Below are 20,115 nucleotides of genomic sequence, written 5' to 3'. Positions count from 1 at the left end.
CTCCATGGCCGAGAGCCACCAGGACCCCGGCCACCAGGCCAACGCCCTCATGGCCCTGGAGACGCAGCACCGCTTCGAGCCGGCCATGCTGGAGCGCCTCACCACGCTGGCCAAGAAGGACACGCTCGTCACGGGCGTGGCCATGCACACGGTGCGCTCCATCGGCCGGGTGATGGACAACGACTTCCAGCGCACCGGCCGCTTCGACCCGTACATGGGCAAGCTGCTGGAGGTGGCGCTCGACTCCACCGAGCCGGACATGCGCGGCCTGGCCATCGAGATGGGCACCTACCCGGACGCCCGCATCGAGGGGCAGTCCCTGCAGCAGCTGGCGAAGCTCCAGCGCGAGGACCCGGACCCGGACGTGCGCGAGATGGCCGCGCTGGTGATGTCCTCGGGGCGGGACACGCAGGCGGTGCTCGAGGCCTTCGGCGAGTCCTTCCCCCAGGAGAAGAACGAGTGCGTGCGCTGGGCCATCGTCCGCTACGCGGTGCGGGCCGCGGGGGCGCGGGCGCTGCCGCTGCTGAAGGACTTCGCGCGGCAGGACGCGCGCTTCCGGCAGGACTACGCCGACTTCAAGGCGCTGTATGACGGGGGGCAGGTGGACTTCGACCGGGTGTTCCCCGGCAAGGCCAACCACCACCGCTGCGAGGCCCCGGAGGGGTAGGCGATGAGCACGGGAGCGAACAAGAAGTGGGTGGGTGTTGGCGCGGGGCTGATCGCCGTGCTCGCGGGGCTGATGGTGTGGCTCTCGGGCAGGGGGAACGCGCCCTCCGGTGAGCCGCGGGCTCCCGTGGCCTCGGACGGCGCGAGCGCGGGTGGCGGACAGAAGGCTCCGGCCACGCCAGCCCCGGCCCCCGTGGCAAAGGGCCCCCCGCCCCAGGACATGCTGCGGGCGGTGCCGTGCGAGCTGGACTCCCTGGTGGAGGAGTACCGCCAGGGCAAGGGCTCGCCGGCGTGGCGCCGCTACGTGATGGAGCAGCTGCGCGGCATCCTGGAGAACCTGCCCCCCGAGCAGCTGTGGGCGAAGGTGGAGGCGGAGCAGGACCCGGAGGTGCTGGAGGCGCTGACGGCGCTCTGGGTGATGCGCTTCAACCTGACGGGGAACCGGGAGGTGCTGGAGCGGGTGCTGGACAAGGCGGGGCGCGAAACGGACCCGGGGCGCAAGGCGGTGATGGTGCGAGCGCTGCGGGCCTCGGACGAGCCGGCGAGCGAGGTGCTGGCGAAGGCGGAGTCCACGCGGCAGGCGTACCGGCAGTGGGTGAAGGACCCGGCGCCCGAGGTGCGCGAGGCGGTGGTGGGCAACCTGACGGACGAGGCCGCGCGCAACTTCGGACGCTTCCAGGGCGTGGCGGAGCAGGCGGTGGCGCTCGCGTCGGAGGCGAGCGATCCGAAGACGGCGGCGGGGCTGCTGAGCGCATCCTCCATCGAGGCGGCGCGGACCCCGGCGGTGGACTCCGTGCGGCAGCTGCTCGAGAAGTCCGAGCACCCCGAAGTCCGGGCCGCGGCGGCGAAGGCGCTGGGCACGGTGCAGGTGGGCGAGACCGGGCGGACGATGAAGGCGCTGACGGAGCGCTTCGCCACGGAGGGCTCGCGCGAAGTGCGCGGCGCCATCCTGGAGAGCATCTCGCGGCTGGGCCTGTCGGGCGCGGTGCCGGTGCTTCAGAAGCTCAAGGGCGTGGACCCGGCGATGGATGGGGAGATCGACACCTGGCTCACGCTGCTGGCCTCGCAGCCGCAGACGTGGAACCTGCTGCTGCGCGACAAGCAGGCGCTGGAGCACGGCTGGGGCCAGAAGGGCTGAGCCCCCCCCCACCAGCGAGACACCGGACCCAGGAGCGGACACAGGACCGGTGAGAAGTCCCCTCTCCCCCTGGGAGGGGGTTAGGGTGAGGGTGTCGCCAACCCGAGGAACCGCATGCTCCGCCTCACCCAGCGCCGGAAACTGACCCTGCAGGCACCCGAGACGGCCGGGGGCCATGCCCACGTATCGGCCGCGAGCGGCCTGGTGCGCGCGGGCCAGTGGCTGCACGTCGTCGCGGACGACTCGCTCTTCCTGGCCACCTTCCCGCTGGAGGGCGAGGCCCCCGGTGCATTCCAGCGCCTGTTGCCGGGCGAGCTGCCGCTGGAGCCCCGGAGCCGCAAGGCCCAGAAGCCCGACATGGAGGCGCTCTGCCTCGTGCAGGGCCTGCAGGGTGCGCCACATGGAGCGCTGCTGGCGGTGCCCTCGGGGAGCACGGCGGTGAGGCAGAAGGGAGCCCTCATCCCGCTCGCGGCGGACGGGAGCGTGGGCGGCCCGGTGCGCGAGGTGGACTTCACCCGCCTGTACGCGCAGCTCGCGCGGGAGCTGGGTCCGCTCAACGTGGAGGGGGCGGCGGTGTCGGGCGCGCGCCTGCGCCTGCTCAACCGGGGCAACGGGGACGAGGGCAAGGACGCGGTGGTGGACCTGGACGCGGGCCGCGTGGTGCGAGCACTGGAGGCGGGCGCGCCGCTGGAGGCGGACGTGGTGCGCATCGTGCGGCGCTGGGAGCTGGGCCGGGCGGGCACCGTGCGCCTGTCCTTCACGGACGCGGCGCCGCTGCCGGATGGCCGCATCGTCTTCACCGCCGCCGCCGAGGACACCCGGGACGCCTACGCGGATGGCGCGGTGATGGGCTCGGCGGTGGGCGTGCTGGCGCCGGATGGCACGCCGATGTTCCTCGATGGCGTGGACGCGAAGGTGAAGCTGGAGGGCGTGGACGCGCGAGTGGAGGGTGGCCGCATCCACCTGCTGCTCGTGGCGGACGCGGATGACCCCACGCAGGCCGCGCCCCTCTTCGAGACGGTGCTGGAGGGCGTGCGCGCCTAGGCACGCGCGTGCGTGGAGGCCACCTCGTACAGGTGCGGCTCGTACTGCTCCACCAGCGCCGCCGCGGCCCGCATGTGCACCTGGGCCTTCGGATTGCGCAGCATGGCCTCGAAGTGCTCGCGGCTCGCCCACTGCGCGTAGTTGGTCACCCGGGTGCCATCCAGGCTCCGGTGGAGGTTCGCCGAGATGAACCCCGGCAGGTGCCGCATCACCTCCTCCGTCGCCTCCTCCAACAGCTTCACCAGCTCCGCCTGCCGCTCGGGCGCCACGGTGAAGACGTTGATGAGGGTGCACACCCCATTGCCCGGAACGATGCGCGTCGTGATTGCTTCCATGTGATTAGCCTCCTAACTACTCGGTCAAAAAAAAGAGCCTCAGGGGTCCCGGACATGGGGGATGCCGGCGGCCACCTTCGTGAGCAGGGCCGTGAGTTGCTGGCGCTCCGCGGCGGACAGGCCGCTCATCAAGGCGGCGGTGCGGCGGTAGTGGTCCGGGAGGATGCCCTCCAACCGCTGACGCCCCTTGGCGGACACGCGCACCACCGACATGCGCCCGTCCTCGGCATGCGCCCGGCGCAGGATGAGCCCCTCCTTCTCCAGCCCGTCCAGCAGCCCCGTCATCGTCGCGCGCGTGACGCCCGTGCGCTCGGCCAGCTCGGCGGGACGCAGGCCCTCCTCCTCCCGCTGCAGCTGCATGAGGACGATGAAGCGCGCCTGGGACAGCCCGTGCCGCGCGAAGTGCGCCCCATAGGCCGCCTCCACGTCGTCCGAAATCCGCAGCAGCGTCAGACACGCCTCCACGGCCGACGCGTCCGACTCCGGATAGCGCCTCGCATCCCGCTGGAGGGTCTCGTACTCCGGGAGGTTCTTCAGTTCGAGCGCCATCTCGTTAGGAGCCTAACGACCTGGGCACGCGGATGCAACGGAAAGGCGGGGAGACAGCCCCTCACCCCGGCCCTCTCCCAGGGGGAGAGGGAGGAAGGGAGGGCGAGTGTCAGTCGCCGTGGTCGCGTTCATCGGCCGAGCCGCCGACGGCCTCGATGGAGTTGCGCGGGGGCGGGCGGTTGCGCTCGAAGGCCGTGGTGCGCGAGCCGACCTCTTCCGGCGTCGTCGCGGCGATGCGGCGCCGGGCGCGGGCGATGGCGTCCTGCACGGTGGCCGGCTCCGGGTGCGTCTTCAGGGCCTGCACCCACGTCTCGATGGCCTTCTCGTAGTCACCGGCCTCGGCCTTGAGCTTGCCCATCTCGAAGACGGCGTGGGGGGCGAGCTCCGAGTCCGGGAAGCGGGTGATGAGGTCCGCGTACGTGCGCGAGGCCTCCTGGCGGAAGCGCGGAATCTCGGGTGCGCCGGGCTCGGCCTTGAGCGCCTGCATGTGCAGCGCCTGGGCCTGCAGGTAGATGGCATCGTCCACGAAGGCGCTGGTGGCGAAGCGCTCGACGAGCTTGCGCGACTCGAGCACGCACTGCTGGTAGTCCTGCAGCTCGAAGTACAGCTTGGCCACCTGGTAGTGCAGCTCGGCGCTCTGGGGCGGGTTGCGGGCCAGGGCGGCGGTGAGTTGATCAATGGCGCCGCGCGGGTCGCGGTAGTGCACGCGCAGCAGCTCGGCGAGCACCACGCGGCCCTCGAGGGCCTCGGGAGACTCGGGGCACTGGTTGATGAGCTCCTTGTAGACGCTCACGGCCTCCTTCACCTTGCGCAGCTCGAGCCAGTAGACGTCGGCGGCGCCCTTGAGGGCGCGGGCCTTGAGCACCTGGGCCTGGGCGGACTCGTCCATGCGCAGGGAGTCGAGCGCCTTGCGGTACTCGACGAGGGCCTCATCGGGACGCTTCTCGAAGATGGCGTCGCGGGCGCGCTGCATGTGGTCGGTGGCGCCATCCCGGGAGCAACCCGGGGCAAGCGCGAGGGCGAGGGCGAGCATCACGCGCCGCATCAGCAGGTCTCCGGGGCAATGGTGACACACCGGGTCTCGAGGCAGCGGATGCAGGCCACGTCACCACCGGCGTCGTCGACACACAGGGAAATACGGGAGGAGCGGGGACAGTCCTCGGCGGCGATGCAGCGGAAGACGTCGCCCTGGGCATCCAGGACCGGAGTGGGCTCCTGGACGCACGCCTCGGGCGGAGGGATACCGCAGCCGGCGAGCCCGGCCACGACAGCAAGGACGAGTGCTCCAATCCGGGTTCTCACGAGGCGGGAGTTCTACCCGGAATTGACGCCCTCGTCACGGAAGCCGGCGCCCGCCCGGCCGCCCCCCAGGGTTCCGAGCACCTCCCCATCCCCCTCTCCCTCCGGGAGAGGGCCGGGGTGAGGGTATATCGGGCCCCGGGTTGCACCCGTGTACGAGACCCGCGTCCAGAGTGCGGAGCCGTGGCTATATCCGTGGTAGCACGTCCGCGTGACCGGAGAGACGAGGGTGTCCGGATGCCGCTGAGACTTACAGTCAGGAACTACCGAGCCCTCCGAAGGACAGATTGGGCGCCACAAGGAGTCTGCACCCTCGTGGGTCCCAACGGCGCCGGGAAGAGCACACTGCTGGATGTGCCCCAGCTGCTACGCCATACCCTTGAGCACGGTTTGATGCGCGCACTGGACCACAGAGGAGGCGTTGCCAACCTGGCGAACTTCGACACCGGGCCCAGCGGAGTCATCGATCTTCATGTCGAACGCAACAACATCAGTTGGACTATCGGCATCAAGAGCAGCGAGTTCCGCTCCGGTGGAAGCTACGCTGAGGAACTCATTGAAGGTCGGAGATTGCTTGGCCAACGCGGAGTCACCTCGGTCCAATTCAACAAGACATCAATGCCCGCAGACGAGCGAAGTCTGCTCCGCCTGGCTGCGGACAACCCGGACACTGCGGCAAGAGTTCAACCACTGCTCTCGCTTCTCCAAGGCTACCGCTGCTACGCGGACTACCACCTCGCCCACATCCGGGAGAACGGCTCCCCGCTCTCCTCGGAGAAGGCGCTGGACGTCCATGGGCGCAACGTCTTCTCCGTCCTGCGCAACTGGCGGGACACGCGCGCCGACCGCGTCCGCATCAACTTCGTCATGGAGAGCCTGCGAACCCTCTTCCCGGACAACTTCTCGGACCTGGACTTCGAAACCGCCGGAACGACGGTCGCCGCACGTGTCGTAGCCCCGAGGCCCGACACCACCTATCCCATCACCTTCGCGGCCAATGGCCTGCTCGTCGCGCTGCTGCACCTGTGCGCGGTGGCCTCTGTCCCCGAAGGCGGCATGGTCGCTCTCGATGAAGTGGAGAACGCGCTCCATCCCTTCGCCATCAAGCGGCTCATCGAGGCGTTCCGTACCTGGTCGGCCCAGACGAAGAGCACCGTGCTGCTCGCCACGCACTCGCCCGTCGTGCTCGACCAGTTCCGTGACTGCCCCGAGCAGGTCTATGTAATGGAGCCGTCCCAGAAGACCAACCCGGTTCCCCTGAACCAGTTCCGCGACCCCGAGTACCTCTCCCACTTCTCACTGGGAGACCTCTACGCGCACCTCGAGTTCGGCGCCCCTGGGGAGCCCGAGCCCTCCTGATGAAGAAGGTCGTCCTCATCACCACGGGCGAGTGCGAACGAGCCGGGCTGGTGCCCTCGCTCCGGCGGTACTTCCCCTCCGCCGAGTTCACATCCCCCATCATCCGCGACTCCTTCACCAGCGCACGCCTGAAGCTCGTTCCCCGGACGGGGGGAACCCGCCCGAGCCAGGTGGACAGGCTCGCGGCGGCCATGGTCGCCGCCACGGACCCGGGACGGACCGGAGAGCGCCCCGACCTCGTCATCGCCGTGGATGACGTGGAGCTGCCGAACCTCGACCAGGTGGACGTGGTCGTCGGCCAGCTGCGCGAGGCCGTGAAGCACCATCTCGAGACCTACGCATGGCCCAGTGCCAGGCGTCAGGAGCAGGTCGTCCAGCGCCTGCGCGAGCACTGCTCCTTCCACCTGCTCTGCCCCATGGTGGAAGCCTACTTCTACGGCGAGCCCGGCGCGCTCACCCGTGCGGGTGCACAGCGCCCTTCCACCGTGGATGCCCGAGCCCTCGACGTCGAGGACTTCATCACCCACGAGCCGCCGTTCCTCGAAGTGCCGGACAAGGCGAAGTACTGGGCCACGCCCGACCGCCAGCGCCACCCCAAACGGTATCTCCAGTACCTCTGCGACCCGGAAGGGGACGAGCAGAACCCCAACCCCCACCGCTACCGGGAGACCCACGGCGGAGTGAAGGCCCTGCGCGAGCTCGACTGGTCCGGTGCCCTGTCCCAGGAGTCCCACGCCCGGCTCGCGCGCTCACTGTTCGCGGACCTCTCCGAGGCCCTCGAGGTGGACAACCCGTTTCCCGGGACGTGTCACCCCGAGACCTCGAGCCCTGGCGCCGAGGCGGTGCTGCGCAACCTCTGAACCCGGGTGCCGGGTTGCCGCTCAACGGCTCCCGGTCATCACCGCGGCGTTCACGGCGGCCATGCGGCGGCGCTTGTGCAGCTGGCGCGCCTTGGCCTCCTGCTTCTCGTAGTGCTCGGCCATGGCCATGAGGTGCGAATCCGCCACGCGGCACTGGATGGCCGACACCTGCTCGTGCCGCCGCTCCAACTCCTGCCACAGGTGCATCTTGGACTGGTTGCCCAGCAGCCGCGTCTCCACCGCGTCGAGCGCCGCGTCCATCTGCTTGTCCTCGGCCTCCAGCTGCGCCAGCCGCGCCTCCGCGTCCTCGGGAGGCCCCACGCAACCGCTCGCCAGGCACAGCGCCATCGCCGCCACCCCGAGCCCCCAGCGCCGTGTCCGACCCGCCATCGCCCACCTCGAAGTCCGGTGCGTTTGCCTGCCCGCGAGCGCCCGGCAGGGCCTCTCGCGTGGCGGAAACTAGGGAGCCCTCCTCCAGGGGACAACCTCCCCCCGGGACGGATGGATCTCCCCGGCATGTAACGGATTCCAACAGCCGACGCTTACCCCGTCCTCCAGGGCGCTACGGCGCCTGCCGGTGACGAAGAATGAACTCACACACCTCACGCGCCGCGCCGAAGCCCGCCGGCCGCTGCGCCACATAGTGCACTTGCGAACGCACCTCGTCCGGGGCCTCGGGCGGCGCCGCCGAGAAACCCACCGCCTTGAGCAGCGGCAGGTCCACCGTCTCGTCGCCCATGTACCCACACCGGTCCGCCGTCACCTTCAACAGCTCCAGCAGCTTCTCGAAGTGCGCCACCTTGTCCTGGCTGCCGAAGTGCACGTGCTTGAGGCCCAGCGACTGCATCCGCATCTGCGCGGACAGGCTGTCGCCGCCGGAGATGGCCGCCACCTCCAGCCCCGCCTCCTGCAGCCGCTTGATGCCCATGCCGTCGCGCACGCTGTACATCTGCGTCCAGCCCGAGTTGGGCACCCAGAAGATGCGGCCATCGGTGAGCGTGCCGTCGATGTCGAAAATCATCACCGACAGGCGGCTCACCCGCTCCTTGAGCGACTCGAGGTTCTGGTTCATCCGCGCTCGCCCTACTTGGGAACGGCCTTGAGGACGGCCTTGCCATCCTTGATGACGACCTTGAACTCCACCGACCTGGCGTTGTGCTGCTTCATCAGCTCGGGCACCTGCTTGCGCAGCGTGGCGGCGATGGAGTCGTAGTTCATCTTGGAGGTGTCCTCCTTGTTCTGACGCTTGGCGGCGACGTAGGCGTCATAGACGGACTTGAGCTTGTCGTCGGAGAGCCCACCGCCGCTGGCCGCCACGGGAGGACGCGCCCCCGCGGGTTTGGCGGCGGGACGGGCCGCCACGGGCGGGACCGCGGGAGCCACGCGCGGCACGGCGGGCGCCACGGGAGGCACCACCGGAGCCACGCGCGGCGCCACCGGGGCCACGGAGGGAATGGACGGAATCGCGGTGCCCCGGGCCGGCGTGCCCGCCACGGGCGCCACGGGCGGGACGAGCGGCGCCACCGAGGGCACCAGCGGCGCCACCGACGGCACGCCACCCCGGAAGGGCACCGGTTCCACGGGCGGGACGAGCGGCGCGATGGACGGCACCTTGGAGGGCTTCACCTCCTCGACATCGAAATCCTCGTCCGGCAGCTCGATGGCGCCCAGCGTCTTGGGCCTGTCGGAGCCCGCCTGCTTCTGCGTGCGGCGCTTCACCTTGGCCACGTCCCGCTTGTAGGTGCCGTTCTCGATTTCCTGCAGCGTGCGCTGCCACAGCCGCTCGTACGTGGCGAACTTGGTGGCGATGGCCTGCACGCGGAACTTGGCCGCGGTGTTGCGGATGAAGCTCGTCTTCAGCCGCTCCAGCCGCTTCTTGAGGTCCTCGTACGCCCGCGTCGGCGGCAGGCGCTCGTTCCCCATGAAGTAGAACTCGTAGGCCACCTTGAGGGCGGCGATGTCGGCCTCGATGGCGTCACACTCCTGGAACGCCACCTCACTGCCCGACATCGTGGGCATCCCGGACTTGGTGTCACCACTGGTCGCGGCCAGCTTGGCGGACGACTTCGCCGAGGTTCCGGCCTTCAAGGCCTGGTTCTTCGTGGACGACTTCGAGGACTCGTACGCCATGGGTTCCTAGAGTGTCCTCAAGACGGGACCGGGGATCAACCTCAGGCAGGGCTCGGTGTCGGGCCGACGCCAGCCGCCTCGCTTGCCCGGCGGATCCGCCGGTACAGCAAAGTCGCACCAAAGGTGAACATGCACAGGGAGATGAACTGGCTGGTGGAGATGTTGAACCAGGCCTCCAGGGGCACCGAGTCGGCCAGGCGGGAGGCGCCCAGGGACTCGAGCAGGCCGTGCAGGGTGCCGCGCTCGGTGTCGCCGCGGAACAGCTCCACCGTGGTGCGCAGCACCGCGTAGCACATCAGCCACATGGCGAAAATCTGGCCGTGGAAGCGCCGGTAGCGCCGGGCGAAGAGCAGCGCCAGGAAGAGCACGAGCTGGCCCACGGACTCGAAAATCTGGGTGGGGTAGATGGGCAGCGTGGTGCCGTGCTGCGCCACCCAGTCGGAGATGCGCACCGCGCCGGGGGCCATGTGGTGCAGAATCTCCCCGGTGGCCTCCACCACGTAGCGCGAGTCCTGCGACTGGGACTGGAAGGCGAGGCTGGAGGTGCCGCCGAGCCGCCCGAAGAGGTCCTTGGCCAGCCCCGCGCCGGGGAAGTGGACGGCGAAGCGCGCGCCCGCGTGGGTGACGTCCCCCCAGCAGCAGCCGGCGGAGAAGCACCCCAGGCGACCCAGGCACTGGCCCAGCGACACGGTGGGGATGGCCAGGTCCGCCAGCCGCATGAACTCCATGCGGTGCTGCTTGGCGAAGAGCATGGACGCCAGCGCGGCGCCGATGAGGCCGCCGTAGAACACGAGCCCGCCGCCCAGGGAGAACACCTGCGTCCAGTCGCGCGCGTAGTCCTTCCAGTTGACGAGGACGAAGAGGACGCGGCTGCCCACCAGGCCCCCCACCAGCGCGTAGAAGCCGAAGTCCATCATGGCCTCCTGCTTGCGCGGACCCTCGGTGTCCACCCACTGGCCACCGCCCTGGGCGTCCGGCACCCACGTGGGCTTGCGCCACTCCTCGCGTGCCAGCCGCGCCGCCACCGTCAGGGCCGTCATGAAGCCGGTGGCCAGCAGCACACCATAGGTGTGGATGGGGATGCCCTCGCCCTTGCCACCGGGGATGGCGGACGCGGGCAGCGCATAGCGCAGGCCGAACCACGCCAGGGCCGCGGCGAAGGCGCCATAGCCGAGCGCGCGCTGCAGGCGCTCACTGGAGGTGGGCGGCTCGGGCGTCTCCCCGGGGGACTTGGGGGTGCCCTCGGCGCCGCGCCAGCCGTTGGAGGCGATGTAGCCCACGACGCCGAGCGCCAGGGCATACAGGACGAGCTGGGACCAGAGGGAGGTGAAGGTGAAGTGGACGAGGACGGGAAGCATGGCAGGAGCCTCGGGGTCGCGAGGCCGCGCAGGTTACCCGTTCACGGCGCCGCGGGGGTGGGGAGTGGCGGCCCCCGCTCGGGACCGCCCGCTGGGGGAGCGGCCGGCCGTCAGGAGCGGGCCGTGGCCGACTTGTCCTGCTTGGGCGTCTCCTTGTCGGGCGTCTCCTTGCGCACGAAGGCGTCCACCAGGAGCAGGCCCACGCCCACGACGATGGCCGAGTCGGCCACGTTGAAGGACGGCCAGGCGGCCTTGTCGTACCAATGGGCCTCGAGGAAATCGATGACGAAGGCCCGGGCGATGCGGTCGATGTAGTTGCCGATGGCCCCGCCCAGCACCAGCGGCAGGCCCCACAGGGCCCAGCGCTCCTGGGGATCCTTCCCGCTCAGCTTGCTGAAGTACCAGGTGATGAGCACCACCGCGCCGATGCTCACCACGTGGAAGAGCAGGCCGCGCGTGGCGGGCGGAAGGCTCCGGAACAGGCCCCAGGCCGCGCCCGGGTTCTCCGCGTAGCGCAGGCGGAAGAAGGACTCGGAGACCTCGATGTAGCGCTTGGAGCGGTAGTGCAGCCCATCGAAGCCCTGGGGCGGCGGCTCGCCGTACATGGCCGACAGACGCTCGCCCACCGTGGGCCGGTCATCGAAGCGCGTGGTGAGCTCGCGCACGACGAGGTACTTCGTCCACTGGTCGAGGACGATGACGCCGAGCGCCACCGTCAGCAGGAGGATGTATTTGCGGGGCACGGGAGGCGTTTATACCACCTGCCCCCCGGGCGTCACGGTTTCCACGGGCTTGCGCTCGAGGAAGGAGTCCAGCAGGAGCAGACCCACACCGACGCAGATGGCGGCATCGGCCACGTTGAAGGTGGGCCAGCGCATGCCGGGCTGGTTGCGCCAGTGCCAGTCGATGAAGTCGATGACGTAGCCGCGCAGGAGCCGGTCCACGAAGTTGCCCAGCGCACCACCCGCCACGAGCGCCAGGGCCCAGCGCACCCGCCGCTGGTCCGGGGTGAGGCGCACGTACATGAAGCCGATGAAGCCGAGCGCCACCAGGCTGACGAGGTGGAAGAAGGGCCGGCGCACGGACTCGGGCAGGGTGCCGAAGAGGCCCCAGGCGGCGCCCGGGTTCTCCACGTAGCGGAAGTGCCAGTAGTCCTCGATGAAGCGGTAGGGCGTCAGACGCCGGTACTTGCCCGGCTCGGGCGGGCTGTTGTCCAGGTTCTGCTCGGAGACGAAGCCCGTCACCCGCGCGAAGCCGGTGCGCCCCTCGAGCGCCTCCGTGAGGTGGGCCACGGCCAGGTACTTGGTCACCTGGTCGGCGGCGAGGGTGGCGAGACCCACGAGGATCAGGACACGGAAGCGGTGCATCATGGGACCCTCAGGTCTACCCTGGTGCAGGGAGCCTGACAACACGCGCGGGAAAGCAGCCAGGCGGGCGTCGGGTTGACTCGCTGGAAGCCTCGAAGTGGGGCATGGTGGGGACGATGGAGACTGTTCAGCCACCCGTGACGCCGAATCCGAACGAGACTCCCAACGCCCCGGCCGTGGCCCAGGCGAAACCGAAGCTCATGGAGCGCCTGCAGGCCTTCATCATGCGCTACGGCCCGCTGGCCCTGGTGGTGCACTACGCCATCTTCGGCCTGTGCCTGGTGGGCTTCATGCTGCTCATCGACGCGGGCTTCAAGGTGGAGGGCGCCGTGGGGGCCGCGAGCACCTTCACCGGCGCGTACCTCGCCTGCCAGGTCATCAAGATTCCGCGCTTCGCCATCACGTTCGCGCTCACGCCGGTGCTCGACAGGCTCATCCGGCGCCTGCGCAACAAGGGTCCCAACCCGGCCGACCCGCCCGCCGGGCCATGACGCGGCTCCAGGTCCGTTTCCACGGCGCGCTCAATGACTTCCTCGCGCCCGAGCGGCGGGGGGTGGAGTTCGCGCATACCGTCCAGGGCACCCCCTCGGTGAAGGATGTCATCGAGTCGCTCGGCCCGCCCCACCCCGAGGTGGACGTGGTGCTGGTGGACGGAGAGGCGGTGGACTTCTCGCACCGGGTGGGGGACGGGCAGCGGGTGGCCGTCTACCCGGCGTTCACGTCCATCGATGTGACACCGCTGGTGCGCGTGGGGCCCCCTGCCCTGCCCGAGCCGCGCTTCCTGTTGGACGTGGGGCTGGGCCGGCTCGCGGGCCTGCTGAGGATGCTCGGCTTCGACACGCTGTGGCGCAACGACTACGCGGATGACGTGCTCGCCCGGCTGTCGCGCGAGGAGCGGCGCATCCTGCTCACGCGGGACCTGGGCGTGCTCAAGCGCTCCGAGGTGATTCACGGGTACTTCCCGCGCGAGACGGACCCCTCCCAGCAGTTGGTGGAGGTGGTGCGGCGCTTCCAGCTCACCGCGCACATGCGGCCCTTCTCGCGGTGCATCCCGTGCAATGGCGCGCTCTCGGGGGCCTCGCCCGAGGAGGTGCGCGGCCGCGTGCCCGAGAACGTGCACGCCACGTTCACCCGCTTCCAGCAGTGCCCCGACTGCAAGCGGGTGTTCTGGGCGGGCTCGCACCACGACCGCATGCAGGTCATCATCGACAAGCTGCGCGAGTTGGAGCAGCACCCGTAGGCGCGGCGTGTACGCCTACGTCTTCTTGGCCTCGACGGTGGCGGCGTACAGGAAGAGCGCCTTGCGCCAGGCATTGCGGTTCTCGGGCGTGCCCGAGGTGTGACAGTTCTCGGCGGCCACGGCCCAGTTCCGAGCCCTGGCGGCCTTGGTGAGACTGTCGAACAGGAAGTCCTTGCCCGGCTTGTTCGGCCTTCCCGGGAACTTGCCCGTCCCCACGTTGTAGACGATGTCGAGCAGCCCGCGGCGGGCGGCGCGGGGATAGCTGTGGAAGTCGGGGAAGTGGTTCACGAGGTGGGGGAGGAACTCGTTGTCGAGCCGCTTCTTGGCGAGCGCGCGGATGGTCTGGTCGGTGAGCGCGATGGTGGGCCTCAGCGCGTAATCCGTGGCCCGCATGGCCTTGGGCAGCTTCTGGACCTCATCGAAGGCCTTCGCGATCTCCGCCTCCGTTGCCGGCTTGCCGGTATCCATGTTCTGGAAGGGCAGACCCTTGGCCGCCATCACGTCGTCGGGGCCGTTCTTCTCCAGGCGGCTGAGCATGTTGCCCGCCCCCACCGTCACATGGCCCTCGGTATCCCGGTACATGTACGGGACGACGCCTTCCCAGGCGATGATGTCGAGCCACATCTCCTCGAAGGTGATGACCGACTTCTGATCTCCCGCGTCGACCGGCGGTGCCGGGTTCGTGGTGAGCCCCGAGTTGCGCCGCTTCGGCTTCGGGGGCCGCGGCATCAGCGAGACGCCCTCCCGCGAGCAGATCCAATCGGCATCCGGATCCCAGGACAGCCCCTGCCCCTTGAAGGCGGAGAACGTGTCCTCGTCGAAGTCCAGGTAGGCCGCCATCGGGCCCGGCTTTCCGTCGCGCGCCGCGGCCGGGAACGAGAGGATGGCGAAGGCCTGCGGCTCGGCTTCGGGGATGAGGCAGAGGGACTCCTGGGAAGCCGTGGCCACCAGGGGCGGCGCGGGCTCGGCGGGGGCCAGCGGATCCGCCGTCCAGGGCAGGTGCCGGTCTCCCAGGTAGGCCTCGAAGACGCCGTCGTCATCCAGGGCGATCTGGATCCGCGAGGCGCGGTAGTCCGGAGGCTGCGCCCCGGCGGCGGCCGCGGGTTCCACCAACGCCACGTCGAGCATGAGATGGGCGCGCGGGGCCACACCCGTGATCTTCCCGCTCACCTCCCAGGTCCCATGCCAGGTCCTGTCGTATTCGATCTTGAACTCCTCGAGCTTGGGCTTCGGGAGCCGGATGAAGTCCCGCTGCTCGAGCAGCAGCGTCTGGGGACCCCCCGCCCGGCTCGCCCCCCAGAGCTGCCAGCCGAACTCGTAGCTTCCGGCTTCCTCCTCGCCCACGTCCGCGAGCTGCTCACAGGAGTCACCCGTGAAGCCGATGGCCCACGACTGGTCGCCCGACCACAGGCTGCCTGCGTCCCACCGGTGGGAGAAGGCGCTCCGGGGCACCGTGGCCGAGATCTCCGTCGCGCCGTCATCCACCTCGATGACGCGCAGCTCGAGCTCCGCCTTCTTGAAGGTCCACCCGAAGTCGGGCGAGAAGGTCACGAGCGCCCCCAGGAGCATCTGCTCCGGCTTGGGCACCTTCGTCTTGATGGCACAGGTGTTGTTGAAGCGGAGGGACGGAGGGAAGGTGGCCGTCTCGGCGTGGGGAAAGTCCGGCGTGAGGGAGAAGCCCACCAGCCCCTCGCCCACCAGACGCTGGGCCACCACGTCGATGACGGGAGTCTTGCCCGCGACCTCGACATGGAACCGCCCATCCGGCGCCACCTTCATCACCGCGCCATCCACGGGGTACGAGGCTGTCTTCTCCCCACTCGTCACCAGCCAGGTGAGCGCACACGCCACGTCTCCGGGCTTGAAGTTCTTGCCCTTGCCCCGGATGGGGACGTCGATGAGCAGCTCGCCCGGGGCGGCGATGTTCCTCGTGGTCGCGGCATCCATCGGGTCGAACGTGATGGCGGTCCGGGGGACGAGCACGAAGGAGATGGAGTTGCGGTAGCCCGCGCTCAAGCGGGTCGACTCGGTCTCCCGGATGGCGCTCGGAACCGGAGCGGCGGTCTGTCCTGCGCTGCCCTGTGTGCTCATTTGACAAGTCCCAGCTCCGTGGAGGTGACCTCAGGGGTGGACGCCGCCTGGACGGCGATGCCGTGAATCATGAGCGGGTCGCCTTCCCGGGCCACCCGGGGGCGCCAGGTGAAGCGGAAGGGACCCTGGTCCTTCTTGAGCGCGGCCTTGGGAAGGGTGGCCTCGAAGAGCCCCGTCTCCGTACAGCGCCCGAAGTGCGCGCGGGCCGAGACCGTGTAGCGGATGGAGCCGGTGATGACCGCGTCCTCCTGCCACAGCGCCTCCGGCTGCTCACTGGCGCCGTCCGCGGACGGGTCTTCGGTGAGGACGGAGACTCCCTGTCCCACGCTCGCCCGGACCATCCGCTCACAGACAATCTGGAGGTCGACATCGGTGGGGACGAAGCGGGCCTTGCCCACGAACCGGAGCTCCGACTTCCGCGGCTCCAGCGTGAGCTCATCGAGGCCCGGTTTGACCTCGACCTTCCAGCTCACCGGGGGCGGAGGCGTCGCCACCTTCTGGGGCTGGGTGATGCTGGCGGAGAACTCGAGCGTCGCGCCCCAGCGGCCCGGGACGACCTCGTTCTTCTTGATGAGCTCCCAATCCGCCCTGACCACGGAGCCCACGATGGCGCTCTTCGACTCGGCCCCTCCGGTGAGCTTGAGCGTGGGGCCGGCCGCGGCCCATTGACGGGCATCGCCATGGAGGCGCACCTCCGTGATGAGCTTGCCCCGGCCCATCTTGATGACCTGGTCACCGAACTCGAACCGGCTCACGGGGGGCAATTCCTTGTCCGCGGCGAGCTCGAGGAAGTCATTGCCACAGGCGGCCTTGATGTCCTCCGCCGAGGCTTCGATGAGATTCGCCTCGCCCTCCACGGCCGGCTTGCCGGCCAGCAGCGTGTGCCCGCCGTTGGGCGCGATGAAGTGGGGACGGACGTGGAGGCTGTCCCCCTCCTGGGTGAGCGCTTGCGCGACGAGCCGCCCCAACGCGGGCCCTGGATCGAATTCGAGGTTGAGAGGACCGGAGTCCGGCTTCGCCGCGTAGGTGATCCGGATCGCCGGCTCGTCCTGCGCCCGCACTACCTGGAGGTCGGGCTGGTCGGAGAGTCGCGGCAGCCTGTCCACGATGGCCTGGAGATCCTCGGCTTTATTCGAGACGGGAATGACGAGCAGTTCGACACCGGAGTCCTCGAGCCGCATCACCGTCAGGGGAATGTCCTTCTCCGTGCGGCTCCTGGGCCGGCAGACCTCCCGCAGTTCCTGGAGCCGACGCACCAGGGGAACCGCCAGGACGAATTCCGTCGCGGCACCCATGAAGACCGGACCCAGACGCTTGTGGCTCACGAACTCCTGGAAGGAGAAGTTAGGCGTGACCTTGGGATTGCTCTTCGCCTTCTCCACCCCCACGATGAACTCACCCTTGAACCGGAGCCCTCCCTCCACCCGTTGCTCAGGAGGTCTCTGCGCGGTGACGGGGATCGCCAGCTTGCTGAAGACCCTCGCCTCGGGCTCACCCTTCTTGGGCACCCGCCAGTACTCGAACACGATGTAGCCAGCGAGCGCGGCAGGCCAGTTCGCGCTGACGATGAAGCTGCCCATGACGAGGGTCCGGAGCTTGCCGCTGGGATCGGGCTTGCCAGTGCCAAGCGCGAAGGTCTGCCCGGAGGACTCGGGCTTGGACATCTCGAACACCGTCGTCCCGGTCTTCACGGGCTCGAAGCGCTGGTCGGCCCCGTTGGTGGCGTACAGCTCCCACTGTCCCCAGAAGGAGAAACGGAAGCGCCCCAGGGCAACTCCTTCGGTATAGGGCGTGCGGCACACCCGCATCGGCCCTTGTGACGGGCCGCCGCCATCTCGCGCGCGCACCCAGAAGGACACATCGGTCGCGTCCGCGCCGTCGGTCGTGCCGTAGCCGTGCTGCACCAGCACGGGAAGCATCTCCATTCCAACCAGCGGCCGCGGATCCTTGTAGAGCACGCCCAGGAAAGGCGGCTGTTGGGTACTCTCGTCGCGCTTGAGTGTACCCGGCGGCCATGCCTTCTTGAGTGCAATGGCCCCCTTCTCGATCAAGAGGTCGGTGAGCCACAGCGCCGTAACCGGGTGCATGGTGATGATCTTCGCGTCATCTGGCAGCAGATGACCGTCCGCCCCGAAGAGACTCTTGCTCGCGTCCGGTCCCAGCACCGGGACCTCACCGAACTTGTCCTCAGCCGTCTTCGGACGGGACCACCAACACAGCGGCAGGAGCTGCTTCTTCACCTCCTCGAAGGCATTGTCCTCATCCGGCAGGTCGATGTGCCCCGCGTTCTTGCGAGCCTCGAGCTGCTCGCTCAAGCCCTTCGGCGTCCACTCATTCAGGTGATCGAGCACGAGGTTGCGCCAGCGCTGGGCCACGGCCTTCTCGAAGAGGGCCTCTCGGCTCTCGAGCCGCTTCGGACGCACCTCCTCCGCCTTCACCACCAGGGGCTGATCCAGGAAGAAGTGCTCCGACCAGAGCACGATCTCATCCGCCTCCGCGGGTACGGTCAGGGTGACCTTGCCCTGGTTCGGGGTGAGCGTGAGGCGCTGTCCCCGCCGAGGCTCCGGGAGCGGTACCCCCGCCTTCTGGTAGGTGACTTCGAGGACGCAGGACCCACTCCCCGGCTCGCCCTTGTACTCGTGCGGATTCGAGAGCTCGAGGTCGAAGGGATAGGTGAACGGTGGCGTCTGGGCCCCCCCGGACGACCCGCCCGCCGGAAAGAACGTCTTGCCGTCGTTGAAGTGCCTCCGCAGCGGCGTACCGTACCTGTCGCTGAGCAGGTCGTTGACGAGCTCGACTCCGGTCTGCCCGAGGACGCTCTGGACCTCGTTGGTGCCATCCGGCGTGCTTGGTGAAGGCATCTCCAGGAAGTTGTCCGGCCGGTGCTCCTGGACCTGCTTGAACAGGCTCTTCAACCTCCCAGACTTCTCCAGGAGGAACTCGAGCCCCCCTGTCCCTCCCGAAAGGGAGAACAGCTCCCAATGCAGGTACCTGGGTGGCTGGGCGGTGACCGGATGGCCCTGGGTGACGAAGCCGATCGTCTCTCCCGCGGCCACGGGGAAGATCGGCCGGTCGAAGGTGACGATGGAGCCTTCCTTGAAGGCCTGGATGGCTTCCTCGACGTCCTGGGGGCTCGGCTTGCCCAGGGCCACGATGCGCTCGCCGCTCCTGGCGGGCAGGGGCTGCTCGCGGCCCTGGACCTTGAAGGAGGCCGCCTCGGGCTCCACCTTTTCCTGGGCCCAGAAGGTCTTGCCAACATCCGCGCTGCTCGGCTCCAGGTTCACCACCCCGCCGAACTGCATCTTCAAGAAGGACGCGAGCCAGGGGGCCTTCTCGAACTCCTCGTTCGCCCTGTCCCACTTCGGGGACGCCAGGTGCATGTACAGGCTGTAGAGCGGATGGACCTGCTCGGACTCCTTGCCCTCCTCGATGGCCGCCAACTCGTGGCGGATCAGCACGAAGCCCAGGTGACGGCCCTCGGTGGCCTCCCGGAGGAACGCATTGTCTCCGCCCGTCCCCGGCGCCATGAGCCGCGCGGCCACAATGTACCCGGGCATGGCCGCCTGGACCGGCACCAGGGTCTTGGGCGAGTCCGGCTCCAGATGCACGCCCCCATGCAGGTTCTGCTGCTGTCCCAGCGGGAAGTAGCCCCCCTTGCCGCTCTCGTTGAGGAAGAAGTACTTGAGCGGCGACTCGCGCTTCTGCTCCGCGTTGAAGGGGAAGAACACCTGCGGTGGCTCCTCGTCGGGGAGCCCAGCCACGGTGGCGCGCAGGTACTCGAAGTGCATGTAGTCGTGGTAGTAGCCGCCCCAGTGGAACCCGAAGCTCGCCATGATCTCCACGATTCTTCGTGGCATGTCGAAACGCCTGGTCGCGTCGAACGGGTTCGTCTGGTCATTCAGGTCGATGGCGTTGCCCCAGGAATGATTGGAGAGCAGCTCCTTCTTGGGCCTGTGGCCCTTCTTCCACGGAACGAGCTCATCGAACGACTGATTCTTGAGATCGTGCCTGGCACACTCGACGTTCCAGTTCCCCATGAAGCCAGGCTGCTTGCGCAGCTCGGCGTATTCAGGGCGGTTCACGAGCACGGCCTTGACTTGGTCGTTCAGCTTGTAACGGAAATAGTGGCCGCCGACCGCATGCAGTACATAGGGCAGATTGGCTGCCTTGATCTTCTCGAACGCCGCCGCGAAGAGAGGCGCCAGCTTGCGGTTGACGTCGATCTTCCGAACCTGGTTCTTCTGTGGCCCGAAGCCCACCAACTCCACGGGAACGATGTGGTTGGCGCAGAAGCTCTCGAGAAGGGGGTTACCGAAGACCTTGGAGATCTTCTCGAACGAGTTGCCGCCCTCGAATTCGTCCTTGGTCTTCGGAGCACCGTAGTTGGACTCGCGCCTGACCTCGTCCTTGGTGGTGCACAGGCGAGTCGGCTCCTGATAGCCGTAGCTCATGGAGCCTTCACCTTGGCGAACTTGCCCTTGCTCCACTTGAGCACCGACGTGCGCTCCCCGGTACCGGCGATGGTGTGGACGATCTCGGGCACGCCGTCATTGTCGATGTCCTGGACGCTCATCAACTCGGTCTCCGGCCCTCCGTCATGCCCCGCGTCGATGGAGTGGAGCCGCTTCTTCTTGGCAACGTCGTAGACGCGCAGACGGACCTGCGTGCCCTGGGCCGGC

The 20,115-nt window shown here is 68.8% G+C and carries 20 protein-coding genes and 1 pseudogene; 7 read left to right on the top strand and 14 right to left on the bottom strand.

Translation table 11 applies throughout. The features are described 5' to 3' along the window. From AC16DP_RS49225 to AC16DP_RS49215, 3 genes are all read left to right on the top strand, one after another. On the top strand, nt 1-667 hold a 667-nt coding region (locus AC16DP_RS49225), incomplete at its 5' end, for a HEAT repeat domain-containing protein (protein WP_483957110.1). A gap of 3 nt (nt 668-670) precedes the next feature. Then, on the top strand, nt 671-1,804 hold the full coding sequence (locus AC16DP_RS49220; RefSeq protein ID WP_329733152.1) for a HEAT repeat domain-containing protein: 1,134 nt from the start codon (nt 671-673) through the stop codon (nt 1,802-1,804). 114 nt (nt 1,805-1,918) lie between these two features. After that, nucleotides 1,919-2,848, top strand: coding sequence for a DUF6929 family protein (locus tag AC16DP_RS49215; protein ID WP_329733151.1), 930 nt, complete (start codon nt 1,919-1,921; stop codon nt 2,846-2,848). On the opposite strand, the gene AC16DP_RS49210 is transcribed toward AC16DP_RS49215, so the two are convergent. The 5 genes from AC16DP_RS49210 to AC16DP_RS49190 all read right to left on the bottom strand — a co-directional run bounded on the left by AC16DP_RS49210 (nt 2,845) and on the right by AC16DP_RS49190 (nt 5,613). Next, entirely contained in the window at nt 2,845-3,183 is a 339-nt protein-coding gene (locus AC16DP_RS49210; RefSeq protein ID WP_329733150.1) for an antibiotic biosynthesis monooxygenase family protein, read from the bottom strand. The genes AC16DP_RS49215 and AC16DP_RS49210 overlap by 4 nt on opposite strands. A gap of 39 nt (nt 3,184-3,222) precedes the next feature. Further along, nucleotides 3,223-3,732 (bottom strand): MarR family winged helix-turn-helix transcriptional regulator, encoded by a 510-nt coding sequence (locus AC16DP_RS49205; RefSeq protein WP_329733149.1) that lies wholly within the window; start codon nt 3,730-3,732, stop codon nt 3,223-3,225. A 109-nt stretch (nt 3,733-3,841) separates the two neighbouring features. Continuing rightward, entirely contained in the window at nt 3,842-4,777 is a 936-nt protein-coding gene (locus tag AC16DP_RS49200; RefSeq protein WP_329733148.1) for a tetratricopeptide repeat protein, read from the bottom strand. Beyond that, nucleotides 4,777-5,034, bottom strand: a complete 258-nt coding sequence (locus tag AC16DP_RS49195) for a hypothetical protein (protein WP_329733147.1) — start codon at nt 5,032-5,034, stop codon at nt 4,777-4,779. Before AC16DP_RS49195 ends, AC16DP_RS49200 begins: the two co-directional genes overlap by 1 nt. 363 nt (nt 5,035-5,397) lie before the next feature. Further along, on the bottom strand, nt 5,398-5,613 hold the full coding sequence (locus tag AC16DP_RS49190; protein ID WP_329733146.1) for a hypothetical protein: 216 nt from the start codon (nt 5,611-5,613) through the stop codon (nt 5,398-5,400). Between the two features lie 36 nt (nt 5,614-5,649). Between AC16DP_RS49190 and AC16DP_RS49185 the strand changes: the two genes are divergently transcribed. Together AC16DP_RS49185 and AC16DP_RS49180 are read left to right on the top strand one after the other, a co-directional pair. After that, a complete protein-coding gene (locus AC16DP_RS49185; RefSeq protein WP_329733145.1) occupies nt 5,650-6,390 on the top strand; it encodes an AAA family ATPase in 741 nt (246 codons plus the stop codon). After that, nucleotides 6,390-7,250, top strand: a complete 861-nt coding sequence (locus AC16DP_RS49180) for a hypothetical protein (RefSeq protein WP_329733144.1) — start codon at nt 6,390-6,392, stop codon at nt 7,248-7,250. Before AC16DP_RS49185 ends, AC16DP_RS49180 begins: the two co-directional genes overlap by 1 nt. A 21-nt stretch (nt 7,251-7,271) precedes the next feature. Here AC16DP_RS49180 and AC16DP_RS49175 read toward each other — a convergent pair whose 3' ends face one another. From AC16DP_RS49175 to lspA (AC16DP_RS49150), 6 genes are all read right to left on the bottom strand, one after another. Beyond that, a complete protein-coding gene (locus tag AC16DP_RS49175; protein ID WP_329733143.1) occupies nt 7,272-7,640 on the bottom strand; it encodes a hypothetical protein in 369 nt (122 codons plus the stop codon). A 172-nt stretch (nt 7,641-7,812) separates the two neighbouring features. Next, nucleotides 7,813-8,322, bottom strand: a complete 510-nt coding sequence (locus AC16DP_RS49170; RefSeq protein ID WP_329733142.1) for a KdsC family phosphatase — start codon at nt 8,320-8,322, stop codon at nt 7,813-7,815. Between the two features lie 11 nt (nt 8,323-8,333). Next, on the bottom strand, nt 8,334-9,380 hold the full coding sequence (locus AC16DP_RS49165; protein ID WP_329733141.1) for an MXAN_5187 C-terminal domain-containing protein: 1,047 nt from the start codon (nt 9,378-9,380) through the stop codon (nt 8,334-8,336). Nucleotides 9,381-9,421: 41 nt separating this feature from the next. Then, complete coding sequence (locus tag AC16DP_RS49160; protein WP_329733140.1) at nt 9,422-10,738, bottom strand: prolipoprotein diacylglyceryl transferase; 1,317 nt, start codon at nt 10,736-10,738, stop codon at nt 9,422-9,424. A gap of 110 nt (nt 10,739-10,848) precedes the next feature. Next, nucleotides 10,849-11,481 carry a signal peptidase II gene (lspA, locus tag AC16DP_RS49155; RefSeq protein WP_329733139.1) on the bottom strand — a complete coding sequence of 211 codons (633 nt, stop codon included), beginning with the start codon at nt 11,479-11,481 and terminating at the stop codon, nt 10,849-10,851. 9 nt (nt 11,482-11,490) lie between these two features. Next, nucleotides 11,491-12,108 (bottom strand): signal peptidase II, encoded by a 618-nt coding sequence (gene lspA, locus AC16DP_RS49150; protein WP_329733138.1) that lies wholly within the window; start codon nt 12,106-12,108, stop codon nt 11,491-11,493. Nucleotides 12,109-12,242: 134 nt separating this feature from the next. On the opposite strand from lspA (AC16DP_RS49150), the gene AC16DP_RS49145 reads away from it, so the two are divergent. Then, nucleotides 12,243-12,596, top strand: coding sequence for an FAM210 family protein (locus AC16DP_RS49145; RefSeq protein WP_329733137.1), 354 nt, complete (start codon nt 12,243-12,245; stop codon nt 12,594-12,596). Beyond that, nucleotides 12,593-13,345 carry a Mut7-C RNAse domain-containing protein gene (locus AC16DP_RS49140; RefSeq protein ID WP_329733136.1) on the top strand — a complete coding sequence of 251 codons (753 nt, stop codon included), beginning with the start codon at nt 12,593-12,595 and terminating at the stop codon, nt 13,343-13,345. The genes AC16DP_RS49145 and AC16DP_RS49140 overlap by 4 nt, the downstream gene beginning before the upstream one ends. A gap of 15 nt (nt 13,346-13,360) precedes the next feature. Here AC16DP_RS49140 and AC16DP_RS49135 read toward each other — a convergent pair whose 3' ends face one another. The 3 genes and pseudogenes from AC16DP_RS49135 to AC16DP_RS49125 all read right to left on the bottom strand — a co-directional run. Continuing rightward, the gene (locus AC16DP_RS49135; RefSeq protein ID WP_329733135.1) at nt 13,361-15,436 is read right to left on the bottom strand and encodes a hypothetical protein; all 2,076 of its coding nucleotides are present in this window, start codon (nt 15,434-15,436) and stop codon (nt 13,361-13,363) included. Continuing rightward, entirely contained in the window at nt 15,433-19,887 is a 4,455-nt protein-coding gene (locus AC16DP_RS49130) for a M15 family metallopeptidase (protein ID WP_329733134.1), read from the bottom strand. Before AC16DP_RS49130 ends, AC16DP_RS49135 begins: the two co-directional genes overlap by 4 nt. Next, a pseudogene (locus AC16DP_RS49125) lies at nt 19,884-20,115 on the bottom strand (hypothetical protein); the annotation flags it as partial. The gene AC16DP_RS49130 and the pseudogene AC16DP_RS49125, both read right to left, overlap by 4 nt.

The organism is Archangium sp., assembly GCF_057119385.1.
This window is presented reverse-complemented; position numbering and strand designations above follow the sequence as displayed.

Excerpts from the sequence above, each read along its gene's own strand:
- AC16DP_RS49175 (WP_329733143.1), bottom strand. The coding sequence starts at position 7,640 with ATGGCGGGTCGGACACGGCGCTGGGGGCTCGGGGTGGCGGCGATGGCG.
- AC16DP_RS49135 (WP_329733135.1), bottom strand. The coding sequence starts at position 15,436 with ATGAGCACACAGGGCAGCGCAGGACAGACCGCCGCTCCGGTTCCGAGC.
- AC16DP_RS49220 (WP_329733152.1), top strand. The coding sequence starts at position 671 with ATGAGCACGGGAGCGAACAAGAAGTGGGTGGGTGTTGGCGCGGGGCTG.
- AC16DP_RS49130 (WP_329733134.1), bottom strand. The coding sequence starts at position 19,887 with ATGAGCTACGGCTATCAGGAGCCGACTCGCCTGTGCACCACCAAGGAC.
- AC16DP_RS49215 (WP_329733151.1), top strand. The coding sequence starts at position 1,919 with ATGCTCCGCCTCACCCAGCGCCGGAAACTGACCCTGCAGGCACCCGAG.
- AC16DP_RS49210 (WP_329733150.1), bottom strand. The coding sequence starts at position 3,183 with ATGGAAGCAATCACGACGCGCATCGTTCCGGGCAATGGGGTGTGCACC.
- AC16DP_RS49200 (WP_329733148.1), bottom strand. The coding sequence starts at position 4,777 with ATGCGGCGCGTGATGCTCGCCCTCGCCCTCGCGCTTGCCCCGGGTTGC.
- AC16DP_RS49185 (WP_329733145.1), top strand. The coding sequence starts at position 5,650 with ATGCCCGCAGACGAGCGAAGTCTGCTCCGCCTGGCTGCGGACAACCCG.
- AC16DP_RS49180 (WP_329733144.1), top strand. The coding sequence starts at position 6,390 with ATGAAGAAGGTCGTCCTCATCACCACGGGCGAGTGCGAACGAGCCGGG.
- AC16DP_RS49170 (WP_329733142.1), bottom strand. The coding sequence starts at position 8,322 with ATGAACCAGAACCTCGAGTCGCTCAAGGAGCGGGTGAGCCGCCTGTCG.
- lspA (WP_329733138.1), bottom strand. The coding sequence starts at position 12,108 with ATGATGCACCGCTTCCGTGTCCTGATCCTCGTGGGTCTCGCCACCCTC.
- AC16DP_RS49165 (WP_329733141.1), bottom strand. The coding sequence starts at position 9,380 with ATGGCGTACGAGTCCTCGAAGTCGTCCACGAAGAACCAGGCCTTGAAG.
- AC16DP_RS49140 (WP_329733136.1), top strand. The coding sequence starts at position 12,593 with ATGACGCGGCTCCAGGTCCGTTTCCACGGCGCGCTCAATGACTTCCTC.
- AC16DP_RS49160 (WP_329733140.1), bottom strand. The coding sequence starts at position 10,738 with ATGCTTCCCGTCCTCGTCCACTTCACCTTCACCTCCCTCTGGTCCCAG.
- AC16DP_RS49205 (WP_329733149.1), bottom strand. The coding sequence starts at position 3,732 with ATGGCGCTCGAACTGAAGAACCTCCCGGAGTACGAGACCCTCCAGCGG.